Origin of the sequence: Pseudomonas sp. C 49-2 (genome assembly GCF_003970195.1) — a bacterium.
Classification (GTDB): domain Bacteria; phylum Pseudomonadota; class Gammaproteobacteria; order Pseudomonadales; family Pseudomonadaceae; genus Aquipseudomonas; species Aquipseudomonas canadensis.
The window spans coordinates 45,726-62,918 of the sequence record NZ_RXYG01000002.1; the positions used below are offsets into that span (position 1 = coordinate 45,726).

General features: G+C 62.3%; 10 protein-coding genes. 3 read left to right on the top strand and 7 right to left on the bottom strand.

Features of this window, described 5'->3' with window-relative positions; all coding sequences use genetic code 11:
- Nucleotides 1-79: 79 nt before the first annotated feature.
- Complete coding sequence (pbpC, locus tag EJ576_RS03825) at nucleotides 80-2,410, bottom strand: peptidoglycan glycosyltransferase PbpC (protein ID WP_126569598.1); 2,331 nt, start codon at nucleotides 2,408-2,410, stop codon at nucleotides 80-82.
- A gap of 90 nt (nucleotides 2,411-2,500) precedes the next feature.
- Between pbpC and EJ576_RS03830 the strand changes: the two genes are divergently transcribed.
- Nucleotides 2,501-2,794, top strand: coding sequence for a hypothetical protein (locus tag EJ576_RS03830; protein WP_016977007.1), 294 nt, complete (start codon nucleotides 2,501-2,503; stop codon nucleotides 2,792-2,794).
- A 36-nt stretch (nucleotides 2,795-2,830) separates the two neighbouring features.
- On the opposite strand, the gene EJ576_RS03835 is transcribed toward EJ576_RS03830, so the two are convergent.
- Nucleotides 2,831-7,729 (bottom strand): alpha-2-macroglobulin, encoded by a 4,899-nt coding sequence (locus EJ576_RS03835; RefSeq protein ID WP_126569599.1) that lies wholly within the window; start codon nucleotides 7,727-7,729, stop codon nucleotides 2,831-2,833.
- Nucleotides 7,730-7,907: 178 nt separating this feature from the next.
- Here EJ576_RS03835 and EJ576_RS03840 point away from each other — a divergent pair, with 178 nt between their 5' ends.
- On the top strand, nucleotides 7,908-9,245 hold the full coding sequence (locus EJ576_RS03840; RefSeq protein ID WP_126569600.1) for an MATE family efflux transporter: 1,338 nt from the start codon (nucleotides 7,908-7,910) through the stop codon (nucleotides 9,243-9,245).
- Here the strand turns inward: EJ576_RS03840 and EJ576_RS03845 are convergent.
- From EJ576_RS03845 to EJ576_RS03865, 5 genes are all read right to left on the bottom strand, one after another.
- A complete protein-coding gene (locus EJ576_RS03845) occupies nucleotides 9,190-10,083 on the bottom strand; it encodes an alpha/beta hydrolase (RefSeq protein WP_126569601.1) in 894 nt (297 codons plus the stop codon). The genes EJ576_RS03840 and EJ576_RS03845 overlap by 56 nt on opposite strands.
- A gap of 98 nt (nucleotides 10,084-10,181) precedes the next feature.
- Nucleotides 10,182-12,095 carry an arginine decarboxylase gene (gene speA / locus EJ576_RS03850; RefSeq protein ID WP_065925556.1) on the bottom strand — a complete coding sequence of 638 codons (1,914 nt, stop codon included), beginning with the start codon at nucleotides 12,093-12,095 and terminating at the stop codon, nucleotides 10,182-10,184.
- A 143-nt stretch (nucleotides 12,096-12,238) separates the two neighbouring features.
- Complete coding sequence (locus EJ576_RS03855; protein ID WP_123474020.1) at nucleotides 12,239-12,610, bottom strand: translation initiation factor Sui1; 372 nt, start codon at nucleotides 12,608-12,610, stop codon at nucleotides 12,239-12,241.
- A 214-nt stretch (nucleotides 12,611-12,824) separates the two neighbouring features.
- Nucleotides 12,825-13,361 carry an NUDIX hydrolase gene (locus EJ576_RS03860; protein ID WP_095014536.1) on the bottom strand — a complete coding sequence of 179 codons (537 nt, stop codon included), beginning with the start codon at nucleotides 13,359-13,361 and terminating at the stop codon, nucleotides 12,825-12,827.
- Between the two features lie 2 nt (nucleotides 13,362-13,363).
- Complete coding sequence (locus EJ576_RS03865; RefSeq protein ID WP_370468598.1) at nucleotides 13,364-14,341, bottom strand: DUF2333 family protein; 978 nt, start codon at nucleotides 14,339-14,341, stop codon at nucleotides 13,364-13,366.
- A gap of 388 nt (nucleotides 14,342-14,729) precedes the next feature.
- Here EJ576_RS03865 and EJ576_RS03870 point away from each other — a divergent pair, with 388 nt between their 5' ends.
- Nucleotides 14,730-16,400, top strand: a complete 1,671-nt coding sequence (locus EJ576_RS03870) for a PleD family two-component system response regulator (RefSeq protein WP_123474021.1) — start codon at nucleotides 14,730-14,732, stop codon at nucleotides 16,398-16,400.
- The last annotated feature ends 793 nt before the right edge of the window (nucleotides 16,401-17,193 follow it).

Consider the following 17,193-nt stretch of genomic DNA (forward strand, 5'->3'; position numbering starts at 1 on the left):
GGCCGCTATCGCCGGCAGGCCGGCTCCTACGGTTTGGAATGCGTTCCCTTGTAGGAGCCGGCTTGCCAACGATGGCGATTCAATCGACGACGCTGAACTCAAGCCGGGCCGTTTGACCGGCTTCATCGAGGACGCTGAGCTGGTAGCGGCCCAGGCGCTCGAAACTGGCGTTGATAAAGTCCTGGTTGGCGCTATCTCCTAACGGCGCACCATTAAGGAACCACCAGCGCCGGCCGCTGCCGCCCAAGGCGGAGATTTTCAGGCGCAGGGCCTGTTGGCTGGTGGCGGGCAGGCGCAATTGGTCGCCTTCGCGCACGCCGACAATCGACAGCGGTGACGACGCGGCCAATGCCGGAGGCGGGCAATCGGGGTCGGCGGCCGGGATGCGCGCTTCGCGGCGTTCGGCCCGTGGCAGCCAGGGTTCCAGCGGTGCGGGCCACAAGGCGATGTTTTTCGGCTCAGCGCCAGGGCAATGGGCGTCGACCCGCAAGCCCTTGGCATTGACCCACACGCTTTCCATCAAGCCCACGCCCAGCGGCTGATCCAGTGCCTGCAACGTCGGCGGCGTGGTGTTATCCAGGGTCCAGGCAAAACGCTGGCGGCGGCAATTGGGATCGCTGCGGCTCATGGGCTGGCCCAGCGGCCAACAGATCGCCGCCACGCCGACATTGGCCGGTACCGGTTTCACAGGGGCGCTGATACCGCGCTGGCTGTCGCGGTTGGTTAGCACGTCGTGCACCTGCAACATCAACGGCGCTGCCGAGGCCAGGCCGAACTGGCCCGGCACTGGCGTGCCGTCCGGGCGGCCGATCCACACGCCGATCAGATAACGCGGGCCTACGCCGATCGCCCAGGCATCGCGAAAACCGTAGCTGGTGCCAGTCTTCCAGGCCAGCACCGGGCGTTGCACCAACTCGGCACGCGGGTCGCGGTCCGGGCGTGCCTGGCCACTGAGGATACGCCGCACAATCCAGGCGGACCCCGGCGACAACAGCGGCCGCTCCCTGAGCGTATCGTCCGGCTGCAATCGAATAGTGGCGCTCCTGCCGTCCCGTGCGAAGGCGCTGTAGCCGCTTACCAGGTCTTCGAGACGACTGCCTGCACCGCCCAGGATCAGTGCCAGGTTCGGTTCGGCCAACGCCGGCAGCGCCAGAGGCACGCCGCCGATGCGCATTTCGGCGGCAAAGCGCTTGGGCCCATAGGCCTCGAGCAACTGCACCGCCGGCAGGTTGAGCGAACTGGACAGCGCCGTACTTGCCGGCACCGCACCGGTAAAGCCCATGGAGAAGTTGCCCGGCCGGTAATCGCCATAACGCCGGGGCACGTCCTGCAGCAGGGATTCGGAATGAATCAACCCATCATCCAGGGCCATGCCGTAGAGGAAGGGTTTCAACGTGGAGCCCGGCGAACGCAGCGCGCTGATCATGTCCACATGGCCAAAGCGCTTGGTGTCGTTGATGTCCACCGAGCCGAGGTAAGCGCGCACGGCCATGCTTTCCTCTTCCACCACCAGGATGGCGGCGGACGTATGTTCCGGCAGACGCGCGCGCCACCCCAGCAGCAGGTCTTCAAGACGGCGTTGCAAGGTGGCATCCAGAGTGGTGCGGATCAGCGGCGGGCTGTCGGGACGATTCAGGCGCCGCGCGAGCAATGGCGCCAGGCTCGGCTCCAGGCGTGGGGCGAGCAGCAACGGTTCTTCCAGGGCTTCATCGACGGCAGACTGCGGCCAAACCTGGAACTCCGCGAGGCGGCGCAAGACTTTGTCGCGGGCTTCCTGAGCGCGCTGGGGATGGCGATCCGGGCGCAAACGGCTGGGCGCCTGGGGCAGAACGGCGAGCAAGGCGGCTTCGGCGTGGGTCAGTTGCGCAGGGGATTTGCCCAGGTACGCCCAACTGGCCGCCGCCACGCCCTGCAACGTACCGCCGAACGGCGCGCGGTTCAGGTAGAGGTTGAGGATTTCGGCCTTGGACAGGTGCCATTCCAACTGCACCGTGCGCCACAACTGGCGCAACTTGCCATGGAAGGTGCGCGAATGCGGATCCAGCAACCGCGCCACCTGCATCGACAGGGTGCTGCCGCCCGATACCACCCGCGTGCCCGTGAGGTTCTGCCAGGTCGCACGCGCCAGCGCCAGCGGATTCACACCGGGATGCTGGTAGAACCAACGGTCCTCATAAGTCAGCAGCGCGTCCAGGTAATACGGCGACACTTCGCTGGTTTGCACCGGGTAGCGCCACACGCCATTGGCATCGGCAAACCGCCACAACGGCGTGCCATCCTCGGCCAATACCACACGCGCCAGGTCATCCTTGGGCAACGGGAGAGGCCAGATGCGGTCGGCCAGCCACAGCAAGGCCACCACCAACAACAGGCTGGCCAAGGTCCAACGGGCAACTAAACGCAAACTCAAACGGGCAAACCTCTATGCTGGTAGGGAACTAGCCTGTTGCAATAACAACCAAAGGCACAGATTCGCCCACCTTCTCATCAGGACACACATATGCAGGTAGAAAGCTTTTTCGGCTGGTTGGGCCAGGCGCTCGGTTCCATCATCCGTTTTATCGTCGACGGCCTCAGCGGCCTGTTCGGTGCACTGACCAATGCCGGCGGCAACTTCATCGATGGCTTGTCCCGCACCTTGGGCATGGACACCTCGATCATCAGCATCATCACCCTGATCATCGGCCTGATGCTGCTGTACTCGGCGGTGCGCGCCTTCATGCGGGCGTCGATCATCATGGGGATTATCTGGTTGCTGTTGGGACTGTGGCTACTGAGCTGGGTTGTGCATTAACAAACGGGGCCATGATGAACAGGGCCCCGTTTTACATTAACGCCCCTTGATCACCAGATCCGCCGGCGTCTCCCCCACCGCCTGCCAGTTCGGCCGGTACATCGACTCCACCTGCGGCGGTGGCACGCGGTAAGTGCCCGGCGTCACGGCACGCGCCAGGTACAGCAGGTGCGTGGTGCCGGAGCCTTCGAGGTTGATCGCCGCCACGTAGCGGTCATCGCGGAACTCCTGGTGCTTGAGCGATGCGTTCTGCATCGACTCACGCCACTCCTTCACTTGGCTGCTGGCGTTTTCCAGGCTGGCAGCGCTTTGTGCCAGGTTCTGGTTCTCCAGTTCCAGGCCAGCCGGCAACAGGTCCACCACCAACGCATCCGGCACGCGCTGCTTGGCACTCACCGCCAAATGCACCAACACCAGATCGCCACTGTTGAGGCTGCGCAGGTTCAATGGTTGGCCGTTCATGCCCAGGTATTCGCGGCGGATGCTCAGGTTGTCGCCACCCGGTGCCGGTGGCACCTGTGGATAACCCGAAATCGTCAGTTGCTGGTACACCGGCGTCTCGCCCTGATTGCTCAAGGTCAGATCACTGGACAGCCACTTGCCTTCCAACTCCAGCGTCGACTGTTGAGTGTTCAGTTCCTGCACACCGCCACTGCCCGTCAATGACACCTGCCAGTTCGCATCAGGCTTGGCAAACCCGAGACGCCCGGCCAGGAACAGCGAGTTGCGCTCCTGGGTCGACAGATACGGGCTGGCCGCCAGTTGATCCGACAGCGTGAACAAGCGCTCCTCACGCTTGCCCTTGGCCAAGTCGTTCTCTTCCAGCAAGGCCAGGATCATCGCCTGGTCGCGCAACGGGCTGCCGTAGTCGGCCAGCCATTCATTGGCATTGCGTTGCGCGGCCAAGCCAGCGAGCAGGGCTTGGTCCGCACGCGGCTGGTCGCCCATCTTCTGCAACGCGATGGCCAACTGCACCAGCGGCAGACCAGAGCGCGCATCGCTACGACGTTCGAAGATGCTGCGCAACGCGCCCAACGGCGCCTGCTGACTGCGCGCCAGGACCATACCGGCGTAGGCCTGCACGGCAAAGCGGGTGTGGTCGGCATTGTCGCTGTAATCGACGTCGATCAGGTTGCGTTCCTGCACGTAGCGCAGCAGACGCTCGCTGGCCTTTTTCAACGCTTCAGGCGGCACGGCAAAACCCTGATCGCGAGCGCGCAACAGGAAGTCGGTGACGTAAGCCGTCAGCCAGTATTCTTCTTCACCGTCCGCGCCCCACAACCCGAAGCTGCCGTTGTAGCGCTGCATGCCCAACAGGCGCTCGATGCCCAACTCGATCTTGCGTTTGCGTTCGCTGTCCGACTCGCCTTTGATCGCCAGGCGCTTGAGCAGCGCATCATCGGCGTACAGCGACGGATACAGGCCGCTGGCGGTCTGCTCCAGGCAACCGTAGGGGTAGGCCTTGAGTGCACTGATCTGCGCACCGAGGTTCAGCGGCGGCCGACTCGACAGGCTCAGCAGCGCCTGGCGCCCCGAGGCGTCGAACTGATCCAGCGTCCCCGCCGGCAAGCTCCACGGTTGATCCTTCAGCACCGCGCGATAGTGCTTGAGCAGCGCCGGATAGGCCGGACGCACCCCCAAGGTCCATTCGCGCGTAAACGGCGGCAGGTTCTCGCCCGGCAGGTCCAGGCCATTCACCGTCACCTTGACCTTACCCTGCCCCAACCCGCCCCAGGCTTTCACCGGGATACGCAGGGTGGTGCGCTGGCCTTGCTTGAGTTCGACGCTTTGCGCGCCGCTGCTGACCAGTTCCAATTGCCCATCGGCGCTCAGTTGTACATCGAGTTTCTGCGGTTTGCCCGATAGGTTGGACAGGTCCAGCGCCAACGTGGTCTGGTCACCACCCGCCATGAAGCGCGGCGCCGACAGCTCGGCAATCAGCGGTGCGGCAATCACCGTCTTGGCTTCGGCCATGCCGTAGCGATCGTCGCTCCAGGCCTGGGCCATCAGGCGCAGTTCGCCGTTGAAATCGGGAATATTGACGCTGACTTCGCCCTCGCCTTGCTCATTCAAGGTCACCGGCGCGCTTTGCAGGGCGACGATGGTCACACTGGTGTCCGGGCGCTTGCCGCCTTTAGCCAGCGCCGCATCACCACCAAATGCCAGGCTGGCCAATCGGCCCTGGCCGGCTTCGATCAACTGGCCATAGATATCGAATTGGTCCACACCATAGGCCTTGCGACCGAACAGGCTGGAATACGGATCCGGCGTCGGGTATTCGGTGATATTCAGGATGCCCACGTCCACCGCTGCAACCAGCACATGTACCTGTTTCGGCACGCTGCCATCGGCATTCTTGGCGGCGATTTTTACGGTGAGCGGCTGTTTGGGACGCATTTTTTCCGGCGCGCTGAGGGTCACGCCAAGCTTGCGCTGGGTGCGATCCAGCGGCAGGTGCAGCAGGCCCACCGCACGTTTGGGCGTGATGTTGGCTTTGCGCTCGCCGGGGCGGATCACCAAGGCGCTGACATACAAATCATGGCGCGACCATTTCGGATCGAGTTTCACGGCGAAGCTTTTGCCCTCGGCCGGCACGTCGATTTCCTGCCACCACAACGGGCCTTCCGCGGACTCCACCAGCAGGTAGCCCTTACCGGCTGCCGGCGGCGTCACGGTGACGTTGGCGGTGTCGCCATCGCCATACGCGGGTTTATCCAGCGCAAGCTTGACCTGGTCCGGGCGCACGGCACCGCCTTCGGTGTTGTCCTGGGCCTGGTAGCCGGCCCAGAAGCGCAGGCTGCTGACCAGGCCGGTTTGCGGGTCTTCGACCTCGACGCGGTAAGGACCCCACTCCACCTGGAAGCTGACCTTGGCGGTATCGCCGGCCTTGATGTTCAGGGTCTGTTCGTCGAGGTTGAGGAATTTCTCGTTGAAGTGATAGCTCCAGCCATCATTCTCGGAGTAGTTCCAGTAGTAGTCGCGGCGCTCACGCACCAGGCGCACCTTGAGGTTGGGCGCGGCGAGTTTCTGCCCGTCCTGGTTGGCCAGCAGCACTTCGAATTCCGCGGGGCCGTCGCCATTGGTTTCCTTGCCGTCAAACAGCCCACGCAGGCCCGGCAATTGCTCGGCCGGCCAGATCGGCTGCACCAGGCGCCGGGTGATCGGCCGTCCACCCGACTCTTGCAGGCTGGCCTGCACGATCAGTTGCAGCGGCGACTTGACCTCGGCCCATTTGCTTTCCAGGGTCAGTGCTTCCTGGCCCTTGGCGTCGAGCACGCTTTCTTCCAGTTCGAAATCCTGACTCAGTTCTTCTTCGGTGACGGAGCCGAACTGATAGCCCGGCAGCGCTTTGACCGCTTCGCGCAACGGCCGCACATAGACTTGGCCGCTGACACGATTTCCCGACGCGGGGGCGCCGTACAGGTAACGGCCGGTGACCTGAATCACCGCGTCATCCGCTGGTTTCAACGCGGTGTCGCTGCCCTTGAGTTCCAGCGCCAGGCGCTCGGGCAGGAAGTCTTCGACAAGGAATTCATACAGCTGCGGCTTGCCATCACCCAGGTCGAACACCAACTGCCAGCGCCCGGTCGGTGCTTCGCCGGCCAGTTGCAGTTGATATTGATAGAGGCCAGAGGCATCGGCGTCCCAGACGAATTTGCGGCTGACCTGCTCATCCGGTCGACGGACTTCGACGCTCACCGGCTGCGGCTTGACGGCATTGCCGTCCTTGTCCCGCAGCAGGGCGTTGAGTAGCACGGTTTCGCCAGGGCGATACAGGTCGCGCGGGCCAAACACAAAGAACTGCAAAGGGTGGGAGGGTTGGCCGCCAATGTCGAACTCGGCCAGGTCCAGCGCCGCGCTGTCGAGGCGCAACATACTGGTCTGTTCGCCCTGCTTGGCCAGCAGCACCTGGGCCTTCTTCGGCAGCGGCAATTCAGCGTGGCCGCCCTTCTCGGTCTTGCCCTGGCCCAGCACACGCCCTTCGGCGTCGAGCACTTCAAGGTCGATGCCATCCAGTGCCTTGCCGCCTTCCAGCGCCTGGGTAAAAACGTCCAGGCGATTGGCGTAACGGTGCACCGACAGGCCGATATCACTCAGGGTAAATAGCGTGGCCGGTTGGGAGTAGTTGTAAGTGCCCGAAGCCCGCATCACCGCCAGGTACACGCCAGGCTGCTGCAGTTGCTTGAGGCCGGCGATCGGCAGCAACAGGGTTTCACGGGTGTTGCGCGCCGGGTTCAGGTCGAAACGGCCGCCGTAGACCAAGTCGGCCAAGGGCAGCAGTTCGCGGGATTCATAGCTTTGCAGGCTGGTGTTGCGGCCCCACTGCGCGAGGAAGGTAGACAGGGATTCGGGTTTGATGCGGAAGAATTCGACATCGATCTTGTCGACGTTCAACGCGATCACCGGCAGGCCTTCGGCCAGGCGTGTCGGCAGCAAGGTGCCACGGCTGGCAAAGCCGACGGTGGCTTGCAGGTCGCGAGTTTCCAGGCGGGCTGTGTATTCGGCGGCGAGCATGTTGTCGTTGACCGCCTTCACACCGGCGTCGACTGTCAGCACCAGCTTGCGCTGTGGCTCCAGGTGGCGCAGGCGCAATTCCATCAGGTTATCGGAGATTTCCCAGGCGCCATCGACCTTGCCGGACTTGCTGTCCACCAGGTGAAGTTTGTCGGCGAATTTTTGATCGGGATCCAACGGAATGGAAAAGCTCACAGAGAGCGTGCTGGCGCCGTCGAGCTGCACTTCGGACACGTCCACCACACTTAACTCACGCCCGGCATAACGCTGTTTCAGCGCCGCCACATCCACCGCGGCCTTGGCCGGTTTGGGCGCCACTGTCGCTGCTGCGGGAGCGGTCGGGGCCGCTGGTTTATCGGAGGAATCGCAGGCGCTCAGCAGGGCCAGCGCGCAGGCCAGGAACAATCCTTTGTTAAGCATGGGGCACTCGTTTGTGAGGGGGTCCGAGAGGTGAACTATATATCAGCCCGCAGGGGGCCGATGGGGTGCTGGTCACATTGACCGACGGAGGGTGGTTTGGTTCTGAGGTCATCCTTGATCAAGCCAAATCCCACAGCCAAGGGCAGCCAGTTACAATGCCGCTCCCCAAGGAGCCTGCATGCCCACCTTACTCACCGACTGGCGCCACCGCCCCACACACCGCCGCGTCTGGGCCCTGGCCGCGCCAATGATCCTGTCGAATATCTCGGTGCCGTTGGTGGCGCTGGTGGACAGCATGGTCATCGGCCATCTGCCCCACGCGCACCAGCTGGGTGCCGTTGCAGTCGGCGCCAGCCTGTACACCTTCCTCGCCTGGGCCATGGGTTTCCTGCGCATGGGGTCCACCGGTTTCGCCGCCCAGGCTGCCGGACGCAATGACGGGGCGGCGCTGCGGCAAATCCTGCTGCAAGGCCTGTTGCTGGCGCTGGGTTTGGCGGTGCTCCTGGGCACGGTGGGTATTCCGCTGAGCCATCTGGCGCTGGAGTGGATGCAGCCTTCGCCCGAACTGAATCAACTGACCCGCGAATTCTTCCACACCCGCCTGTTCGGTTTGCCCGCCGCGTTGGCCAGCTATGCGCTGGTGGGCTGGTTCCTCGGCACGCAGAACGCCCGCGCGCCGCTGGCGATCCTGCTGACCACCAACCTGGTCAACATCGCCTTGAACCTGTGGTTTGTACTCGGCTTGGATTGGGGCGTGGTCGGCTCCGCCCGCGCCTCGGTGATTGCCGAATGGACCGGCGCCTTGCTCGGCCTGGCGATGACGCAAAAAGCCCTGCGCGCCTACCCTGGTCATATCGCCTGGGCGGCGCTGAAGCTGTGGGAAAGCTGGCGCCCGCTGCTGGCGGTCAACCGCGACATTTTTATCCGCAGCCTCGCGCTGCAATCGGTGTTTTTCATGATCACGGTGCAAGGCGCGCGACTGGGCGATGCCACCGTGGCGGCCAATGCACTGCTGCTCAACGGCCTGCTGTTGACCGCCCATGCCCTGGATGGATTGGCGCATGCGGTCGAAGCCCTGTGCGGCCACGCCATCGGTGCCCATGACCGCCAGGCCTTGCGTCGTTCATTGGTGGTGGCCGGCGGCTGGTCGTTGATCGCTAGCGTTGGCTTTGCGCTGCTGTTCACCGTCGGCGGCCACCTGTTTATCGCCATGCAGACCGACATCCCCAGCGTGCGTGAAACCGCCGACCTCTACCTGCCTTATCTGGCGGTTCTGCCGTTGATTGCGGTGTGGAGTTACCTGCTGGATGGCCTGTTCATCGGCGCAACCCGCGCGCGGGAAATGCGCAACGGCATGCTGCTGACGGTGCTGCTGACATTGCCATTCGCCTGGGCATTGCAGGCCTTGGGTAACCACGGGCTGTGGATAACCTTCCTGCTGTTCATGGCCCTGCGCAGCCTCACTCTGTGGGCGATTGCCTGGCGCTTGAACCGGCAGGATCAGTGGCTTGGATAAACGCTGTCACCCGGTCCAATACCGGTGCCAACCAGCGCAGCGGTTTAGCGATTGCAGCCACCAGCGTCTGGTGGTTGGTCTTGCCGAAACAGAACACCTCCACTGGAACACCTGCCGCCCGCAACTTGTCAGCCAACCCGCCGGTATTGCGTGTGGGGTTGACCAGCTTGTCGTCCGTCGAGGCCATCAACAGACTCGGCGGTGCGCTGGCGCTGACATGATTGATCGGCTGAGAATCCGGCGGTGAATCAGGGAAGAAAAACACTGGCCTCACCTCTGGGTTTTCAATTGGCAGGAAGTCATAGGGGCCGGCCAGGCCGATCCAGCCTTTGAAGATTGACGGCGTCAGGCCAACCTCTTTCAGCCAACGTGCATCCAGCGCCAGCATTGACGCGTTATAGGCGCCGGAGCTATGCCCCATTACATAGAGCTGGTGGGGATCACCACCGTGTTCGGCGATGTGTTGATAGGTCCAGGCAACGGCGTGGGCGTTGTCTTGGAGGAAGGTGGGATATCGCACTTGAGGGTAAAGCCGGTAATCGGCGATCACCACCACGATGCCGCGTGAGGCCAGGGCTTCGCCGACGAAACCATAGTCGTCCCTGGAGCCGCTGTTCCAGCTGCCGCCGTAGAAGAACACCACCACGGGGGCGTTGGAGATAGCAGGAGCTGGCCGGTAGATATCGAGTTTATGGCGGGGATCATCGCCGTAGGCGATGGCAGAGGTTTTGGTGAAGGTGTTGGAGGGGGTGAGTGCATTGAGCACTTTGATGGGAGAGCAGGCCGCGAGGAATGCCGCGACGGCCAGGGTAAACGCTTGCAAGAATACTCTCGACATCGCCCACCCCTTATACCTGTGAAGACTGACTTATGTGGTGAGCGGGCTTGCCCCGCGCGAGGCAAGCTCGCTCACCACAAAGAGCACGTTGTACGCGGTTATGAGGACAGGTACGAAGACCGTGTCAGGCCCAGGCGCAAAGCGTCCAGGAACTGCGTGCGCTCACTGGCACTGATCTTCGCGCTCGCACACTTGTCACGGTAATGCGTCATCAACTCCTCCGGCGACAAGTGCACATAACGCAGCATGTCCTCGATGGTGTCGTGAGTCTCGATACCGGCGCTGTACACCGAACCGTCTTCACGCTGGTAGATGTTCACCGAGTCGGTGTCACCAAACAGGTTGTGCATGTCGCCCAGAATCTCTTGGTAAGCACCGACCAGGAAGATACCCAGCAAGTAGTCCTCGCCTTCGTTCAAGGCGTGCACCGGCAGGCTGGTCTCGATCGACTGCTCGTCGACGTATTGCTTGATCTTGCCGTCGGAGTCGCAGGTGAGGTCTTGCAGTACGGCACGGCGCAGCGGCTCTTCATCGAGGCGGTGCAGCGGCAGGATTGGCAGTACCTGGCCGATGGCCCAGGTGTCCGGCAGGCTCTGGAACACCGAGAAGTTGCAGATGTACTTGTCGGCCAGCTTGTCGTTGAGCTCGTCCAGCACCTGGCGGTGCGAGCGCTGACGGGCCTTGAGCGAGTTGTGCAGGCGGCGGCACACGGCGAAGTAGCACTGTTCGGCCAGGGCTTTCTCGGCCAGGGTCAGTTTGCCGTCGGCGTACTGGGTGGCCACGTCGCTCATGTAGTGAGTGGCGCGCCAGTAGGTTTCGGTGACCATCTCGATGTCGGTCGGGCCGAGCAGGTCCACCAGCCATTGCACGGTTTCCGGCAGGCTTTCCTTGTTTTCGATGGTCGGGATTTCATCGTTGTGTTTCTCGACGTCGGTCACCTGCACCACCAGCATGGCGTGGTGGGCGGTCAGGGAACGGCCGCTTTCGGAGAAGATGTTCGGGTGCGGCAGGCTCTGCGCGTCGCAGAATTCCTTGAGCATGCCCACGACCACTCCCGCGTAGTCGTCCATGTCGTAGTTGATGGAGCTGGCGTTACGCGAGTGCGTACCGTCGTAGTCCACGCCCAGGCCACCGCCGACGTCGATGTGATCCACCGGCAGGCCGAGGTTGCGCAGTTCGCCGTAGTAACGGATGGCTTCCTTGAACCCGTGCTGGTAGTCCGCCAGGTTGGCGATTTGCGAGCCCATGTGGAAGTGCAGCAGGCGGATACCCTGGTCCAGACCGGCCGCGCGGAAGCGCTCGACCACGGACAGCAGTTGCGCCGCCGACAGGCCGAACTTGGATTTCTCGCCACCGGTGTCCGCCCACTTGCTCGATGCCAGCGACGACAAACGCACGCGCAGGCCGACCTGTGGCTTGACCTTGAGGCTGGCGGCCTCTTCGATCACCAGTTCAACTTCGGATTCTTTCTCGATCACGATGAACACGTTGTGGCCGAGTTTCTGGCCCATCAGCGCGAGGCGGATGAACTCACGGTCCTTGTAACCGTTGCAGACGATGGTGCCGCCCTTCGGCGCCAGCGCCAATACGGCGAGCAGCTCAGGCTTGGAGCCGGCTTCCAGGCCGATCGACACGTTCTGGGTGGCGATGATGTTCTCGATCACCGCTTCCTGCTGGTTCACCTTGATCGGGTACAGCGCGGTGTACTTGCTCTGGTATTCCAGGCGCTCGATGTTGGCGTCGAAAGCACCGGTCAGCTGGCGTACACGGTCTTGCAGGATGTCAGGGAAGCGCACCAGCAGCGGCAACGACAGGCCGCTCTTGCGCAGCTCGTCGACTTGTTCGTACAGGTCGACCGGCGTGCTGTTCGGGCCGTTCGGACGGACTTCAACGCGACCGGCATCATTGATCGCGAAATACCCGGCCCCCCAATGGCGAATCCCGTAAACACTGCGGCTGTCCGCAACTGTCCATTGGCTGCCATCGTCTTTGCGTGTGCGTCGTACGGACATCGAAGTCCCCTATAAATGAAGTCGAAGGCACCGCCCCTATCAGAGGCTGGCGCAGTCTAAAGAATGAAAATGACGATTTGCCTGCGTGCAAGGTAGGACCCCACGCGCAGGACAGAGTTTAGACACAGGTCGGGAAGAGGCTCTCAGCCGCCGGACTTCTTGGCCTTGTACCCGAGCTTGATCAGCTCGGCCAACAGTAGCTCGACGTGATCGCCCTGGATCTCGATGACACCGTCTTTCAACGCGCCTCCGGTGCCACAGCGTTTTTTCAGCGTCGTGGCCAGTTCCTTCAGGGCTTCTTCGGCCAACGGCACGCCGGTGATGGTGGTCACCGTCTTGCCCCCACGGCCCTTGCTCTCGCGTCGTACGCGGGCAATACCGTCGCCATCAGGGATCAGGGTCTGTTTGCAGGTACACGAATCCACGGGCTGACGACAGTCCGGGCAGTGTCGACCTGCGTCGGTGGAAAATACCAGGCCACCAAGGGCGGCGAAGGATGCGGCTTTTTTGGCCACCGGCAATCCTCTTGGGAGGATGAAGACTGATCGGCACCCGCAAAGAGGTGAACCGACCGCGAAGCCCCACTCAGGCAGGGGCAGCGCTACCGAACCGCCAAGGTCAACCCTATCTGTAGGAGGGTGAAACAATGGTGGTTCGGGTGAAAAGTCGCGCAGTGTAACCACAAAAAGCCGACTTGCTAAGAGCCAAATGGCGCCAATTTATGCAACTTTAGCGACGCAAGGCCAGATAACGACGCAACCCTTCCTGGGCATCCGGGCAGTAAGGCTTTTGCCCAGCCTCCTGCAGGACCGTTTCAAGGGGTAAAAAGCGCGCTTCCATGACTTCTTCCGGCTGCAAACGCAACGGCCCGTCCCAAACGGCGGAGTAGGAGGTGCACCAGAGCCGACTGTCGCCATCCTCGAAGTAGAAATGGTCATGTTCGACCAATTCCACTCCACCGACACCCAACTCCTCCTCCAACTCGCGCGCCGCCGACACGGCATATGACTCTCCCGCCGCCACCATTCCACCCGCCGCCGTGTCCCAGAAACCGGGGTACAACGCTTTGCTCAGGGTGCGTCGATGCACACACAACTCACCCTTGGAATTGAACAGGAATATGAAGGTGCAACGGCCGATCAGACCGCGCTGGCGAAGGTCGGACCTGACGAGGTGACCGAGCAGGTTGTCCTGCTCGTCGACCCAGCAAATCAGTTCAGCATCGGAAGCCGCGCGGTGGGCGGCCTCCATTTGGGTAGCGTCCATCATCAACCCTGGTTGAGGAGCTGACGCAAGTCGATCACTGCAGCGTTGGCCCGGGAAATGTAGTTCGCCATTACCAGCGAGTGGTTAGCCAGAACGCCAAAACCACTGCCATTGAGGATCATCGGACTCCACACAGGCTCTTGCGACGCTTCCAGCTCACGAATGATCTGGCGCACGCTGACCGTGGCGTTCTTCTTGGCCAGCACGTCGGCAAAGTCGACTTCGATGGCGCGCAGCAAGTGTGACAAGGCCCAGGCCTGGCCACGGGCTTCGTAGAACACGTTGTCGATCTGCATCCATGGGGTTTCCACCACTTCTTCATCGACCTGCGGCACTTCACCCGGCGCCAAGGCTTCGGTTTTCAGTGCGGTGTTCAGTTTCACCCGGCCGACGCTGGCCGACAGGCGTTGCGACAGCGAGCCCAGGCGAGTGGCGACGTCACCCAGCCAGTTGTTCAGGTTGTCGGCACGTGCATAGAACAGTGCGCCGCGCTGGTTCGGATCGGACAGGCGTGCTTCGTAGCGGCTAAGGGAATTGATGCCTTCCTGATATTCCGACTCACTGGACGGCAGCACCCAGCTCTTGTTGTCGAAGTTGAAGCGTGGCTCGGCCTTGGCCAAATCCGCGTCTTCGGCTGACTGCGACTGCGAGCGGGCGAAGTCTTTACGCAGGGCGCGGGTCAGGTCGCGCACCTGCACCAGCACGCCGTATTCCCAGCTCGGCATGTTGTCCATCCACAGGCCCGGCGGGAAGCGATCGTTGGAAATGTAGCCACCGGGCTTGTTCAGCAACGTGCCGACCACGGTCTTGAGGGTTTCGACCGTGGTGTAGCCCACCACCATCTGCTTGCCTTCTTTCTCGGCGGCCAACTGCGCATTCTGCTGCACCGGAAACAGCGCCGGCTCTTCGCTCCAGTACCAGCCCAGGGCGCCGGTGACCAACAGGTACAGGCCGAGCACGCTGAGCACGGCGCGGCTCATCAGCACGGTACGAAAATAGCCGCGGTTGGCCGACTTGGGCTCAGGCGCGGGGCCTTTGGCGCTGCCTGCACGGTTTTTCCAGTCCAGCATGGCGATATCCTTTCAATCACTTGAGTTCATGCACTTGAATTGATGGCGTGCGTTCAAACACTCCGACCACAACCCTACCCCATCGTGCCAACCCGTGCGGGGCTTTTCGCCAAACTGGCGCACAGGGCACGTTCGACTATAAAGGATGCACGCTTTTTACGCTGCGCGACCATCCAGTCAGCAACTGAATGCGACGGGCACGCAGTTTATTGACGTATGACACTCATCCTATCGGAAAGAGGTGCTAGCATAGAGCCATCAGTCGACCTCAGCATGCACCCTAACTAGTAGTCAGGATATGACCGAGCCAGAAGACCCCAGCCGTGAGCGCCTCAAGCAGCATTTTGCCCAGCGGGTAATTCATCAGGCACGTCAAATTCTTGAGATCTGGCAGCGCCTGCAACGCAGCGAATGGTCCGGCGCCGACCTCTCCGAACTCAGCGAGGCCAATTTGCGCCTGCTGCGTTTTGCCGAACGCTTCGAACAGCCGGAACACGGCCAGTTGGCGCGACACATCGGTGAATCCCTCAAGGCTGTGGACGAAAACCGTGGCCGCCTGAGCAGCCACTTGATCACCGAACTCAATCGCTTGATGCAGCGCCTGTCCCGTACCGGCCTGCGCCAGGGCGACCAGCTCGAACAAACTTTCCTGCCGCCCATGCGCAAGCCGATCTACGTGATGCTGGCCGATCACGACCGCGCCGAGCGCCTGGCCAAGCAGCTGGAATTCTTTGGTATGAGCGCCCAATCCCTCGACAGCGTGGCGGCGTTTCGCGCGTCGATGGCCGAGCGCCTGCCCTCGGCGATTGTAATGGACGTGGATTTCTGCGGCGCCGGCCTGGGCCTCAAGCTCGCCGCCGAAGCCCAGGAAGGCCTGGAGCAAAAGCTGCCGCTGCTGTTTTTCAGCCTGCACGAAACCGATACCCCCACGCGCCTGGCCGCCGTGCGCGCTGGGGGCCAGGAGTTCCTCACTGGCACGCTGGAAGCGTCGAGCCTGTTGGAGAAGATCGAGGTACTGGCCTGCGTCGCCCAATACGAACCGTATAAAGTATTGATCATCGACGACTCGCGGGCCCAGGCGCTGCACACCGAGCGCCTGCTCAACAGCGCCGGCATCGTCACCCGCACGCTGATCGAGCCGATCCAGGCCATGGCCGAGCTGGCGGATTTCCAGCCCGACCTGATCATCCTCGACATGTATATGCCGGCCTGTACCGGTACCGAACTGGCCAAGGTCATCCGCCATAACGACCGTTATGTGAGCGTGCCGATCATCTACCTGTCGGCCGAGGACGACCTGGACAAGCAACTGGACGCCATGAGCGAAGGCGGCGACGACTTCCTCACCAAGCCGATCAAGCCGCGCCACCTGATCACCACCGTGCGCAATCGCGCGGCGCGTGCGCGCAACCTCAAGGCACGGATGGTGCGCGACAGCCTGACCGGCCTGTACAACCACACTCACATCCTGCAATTGCTCGAAGACTGCAGCTTTCGTGCGCGCCGCGAGAACAAGCCGCTGAGCTTTGCCATGCTGGATATCGACCACTTCAAGCGGGTCAACGACAGCCACGGCCACCCCATGGGCGACCGTGTTATCAAGAGCCTGGCGCTGTTTCTCAAGCAACGCTTGCGCAAGACCGACTATATCGGGCGCTACGGCGGTGAAGAATTCGCCATCGTGATGCCGGACACCGACCTGGAATCGGCGTGCAAAGTGCTGGATGAAATCCGTGGGCGCTTTGCCGAAATCCACTACCCCGCCCAACCCCAGGATTTGTGGTGTACCTTCAGCGCCGGGTTGGTCGAACTGTGCGACGGTTCCGATAGCCTGATGATGGCGGCCCAGGCCGACGAGGCGCTGTACCGCGCCAAGGATGCCGGACGTAACCGCGTGCAGGCTGCGCGCACATCAAAGCAAAGTGCCACCTTTTCACCAGAATCCACTGATTCGGTCATAACCCTGTAATGAAAACGCAATAACTTCAGGCACTTATCTTTTGCTGTCGGTTGAAACCACGCATGCGCCTGAAGCTGCTGACCAATCTCAATACCCTTCTTCTGGTGGCCGTGTGCCTGGCGCTGGGGGCGACCCTGTGGTGGTCGCAGCGCGCGCTGGAACGGCCGTATTTGCTAATGGAACGCTACCTGGGCCTGTCCCAGACCTTCCAGAACCAAGCGGCGCGTAATATCGACGACTACCTCGCCAGCGGCGACGCCCTGCGCTTGAGCAGTGCCAGCCAGAGCTTGGAAAACCTGTTGCAGCATCTGGATGAGTTGCCGGCGGACCTCGCGCAAAACCTGCGCCCGAGCCTGGTTGACCTGGATGCGTTCAGCAAGACTGACCTGCTGGCGGCCGGCAAGCTGGCGGGCGACCCGCAAGCCTTGTTGCTACAGGCCGAGCGCGAATTAGGCGCGAACCTGGAGCAATTGAGTCAGTACGCCATCGGCGTGACTACCCCTGACGCCGCCCGCTATCTGCCGCCTTTGCTGGCTGCGTCGCAGCACCTGGGCAAACTGTCCCTGGCCCGCGACAAACTGGTGAGCAGCGGGCGCGCGGAACTGGCCGATGATGTGGAGCGCGAAGTCAGCAACATCCGCAGCCAAGCCGATGTGCTGGAACAACTGCCATTGCTGGGCGTGAAGGCCAGCGCCGAATCCAGCGCCGACGACTTTTCCGCACTGATGGGCCTGGAGAACACCGAAAAAACCGAAGCCCAGGACACTGGCGTCGACCTCAAGCGTGAACTCAACAGCCTGCT

What these genes read in the sequence shown, in the direction of transcription:
- EJ576_RS03865 (WP_370468598.1), bottom strand. Translation starts at nt 14,341, where the DNA reads ATGAGCCGCGCCGTGCTCAGCGTGCTCGGCCTGTACCTGTTGGTCACC.
- EJ576_RS03845 (WP_126569601.1), bottom strand. Translation starts at nt 10,083, where the DNA reads ATGTCGAGAGTATTCTTGCAAGCGTTTACCCTGGCCGTCGCGGCATTC.
- EJ576_RS03870 (WP_123474021.1), top strand. Translation starts at nt 14,730, where the DNA reads ATGACCGAGCCAGAAGACCCCAGCCGTGAGCGCCTCAAGCAGCATTTT.
- speA (WP_065925556.1), bottom strand. Translation starts at nt 12,095, where the DNA reads ATGTCCGTACGACGCACACGCAAAGACGATGGCAGCCAATGGACAGTT.
- EJ576_RS03840 (WP_126569600.1), top strand. Translation starts at nt 7,908, where the DNA reads ATGCCCACCTTACTCACCGACTGGCGCCACCGCCCCACACACCGCCGC.
- EJ576_RS03835 (WP_126569599.1), bottom strand. Translation starts at nt 7,729, where the DNA reads ATGCTTAACAAAGGATTGTTCCTGGCCTGCGCGCTGGCCCTGCTGAGC.
- EJ576_RS03830 (WP_016977007.1), top strand. Translation starts at nt 2,501, where the DNA reads ATGCAGGTAGAAAGCTTTTTCGGCTGGTTGGGCCAGGCGCTCGGTTCC.
- EJ576_RS03860 (WP_095014536.1), bottom strand. Translation starts at nt 13,361, where the DNA reads ATGGACGCTACCCAAATGGAGGCCGCCCACCGCGCGGCTTCCGATGCT.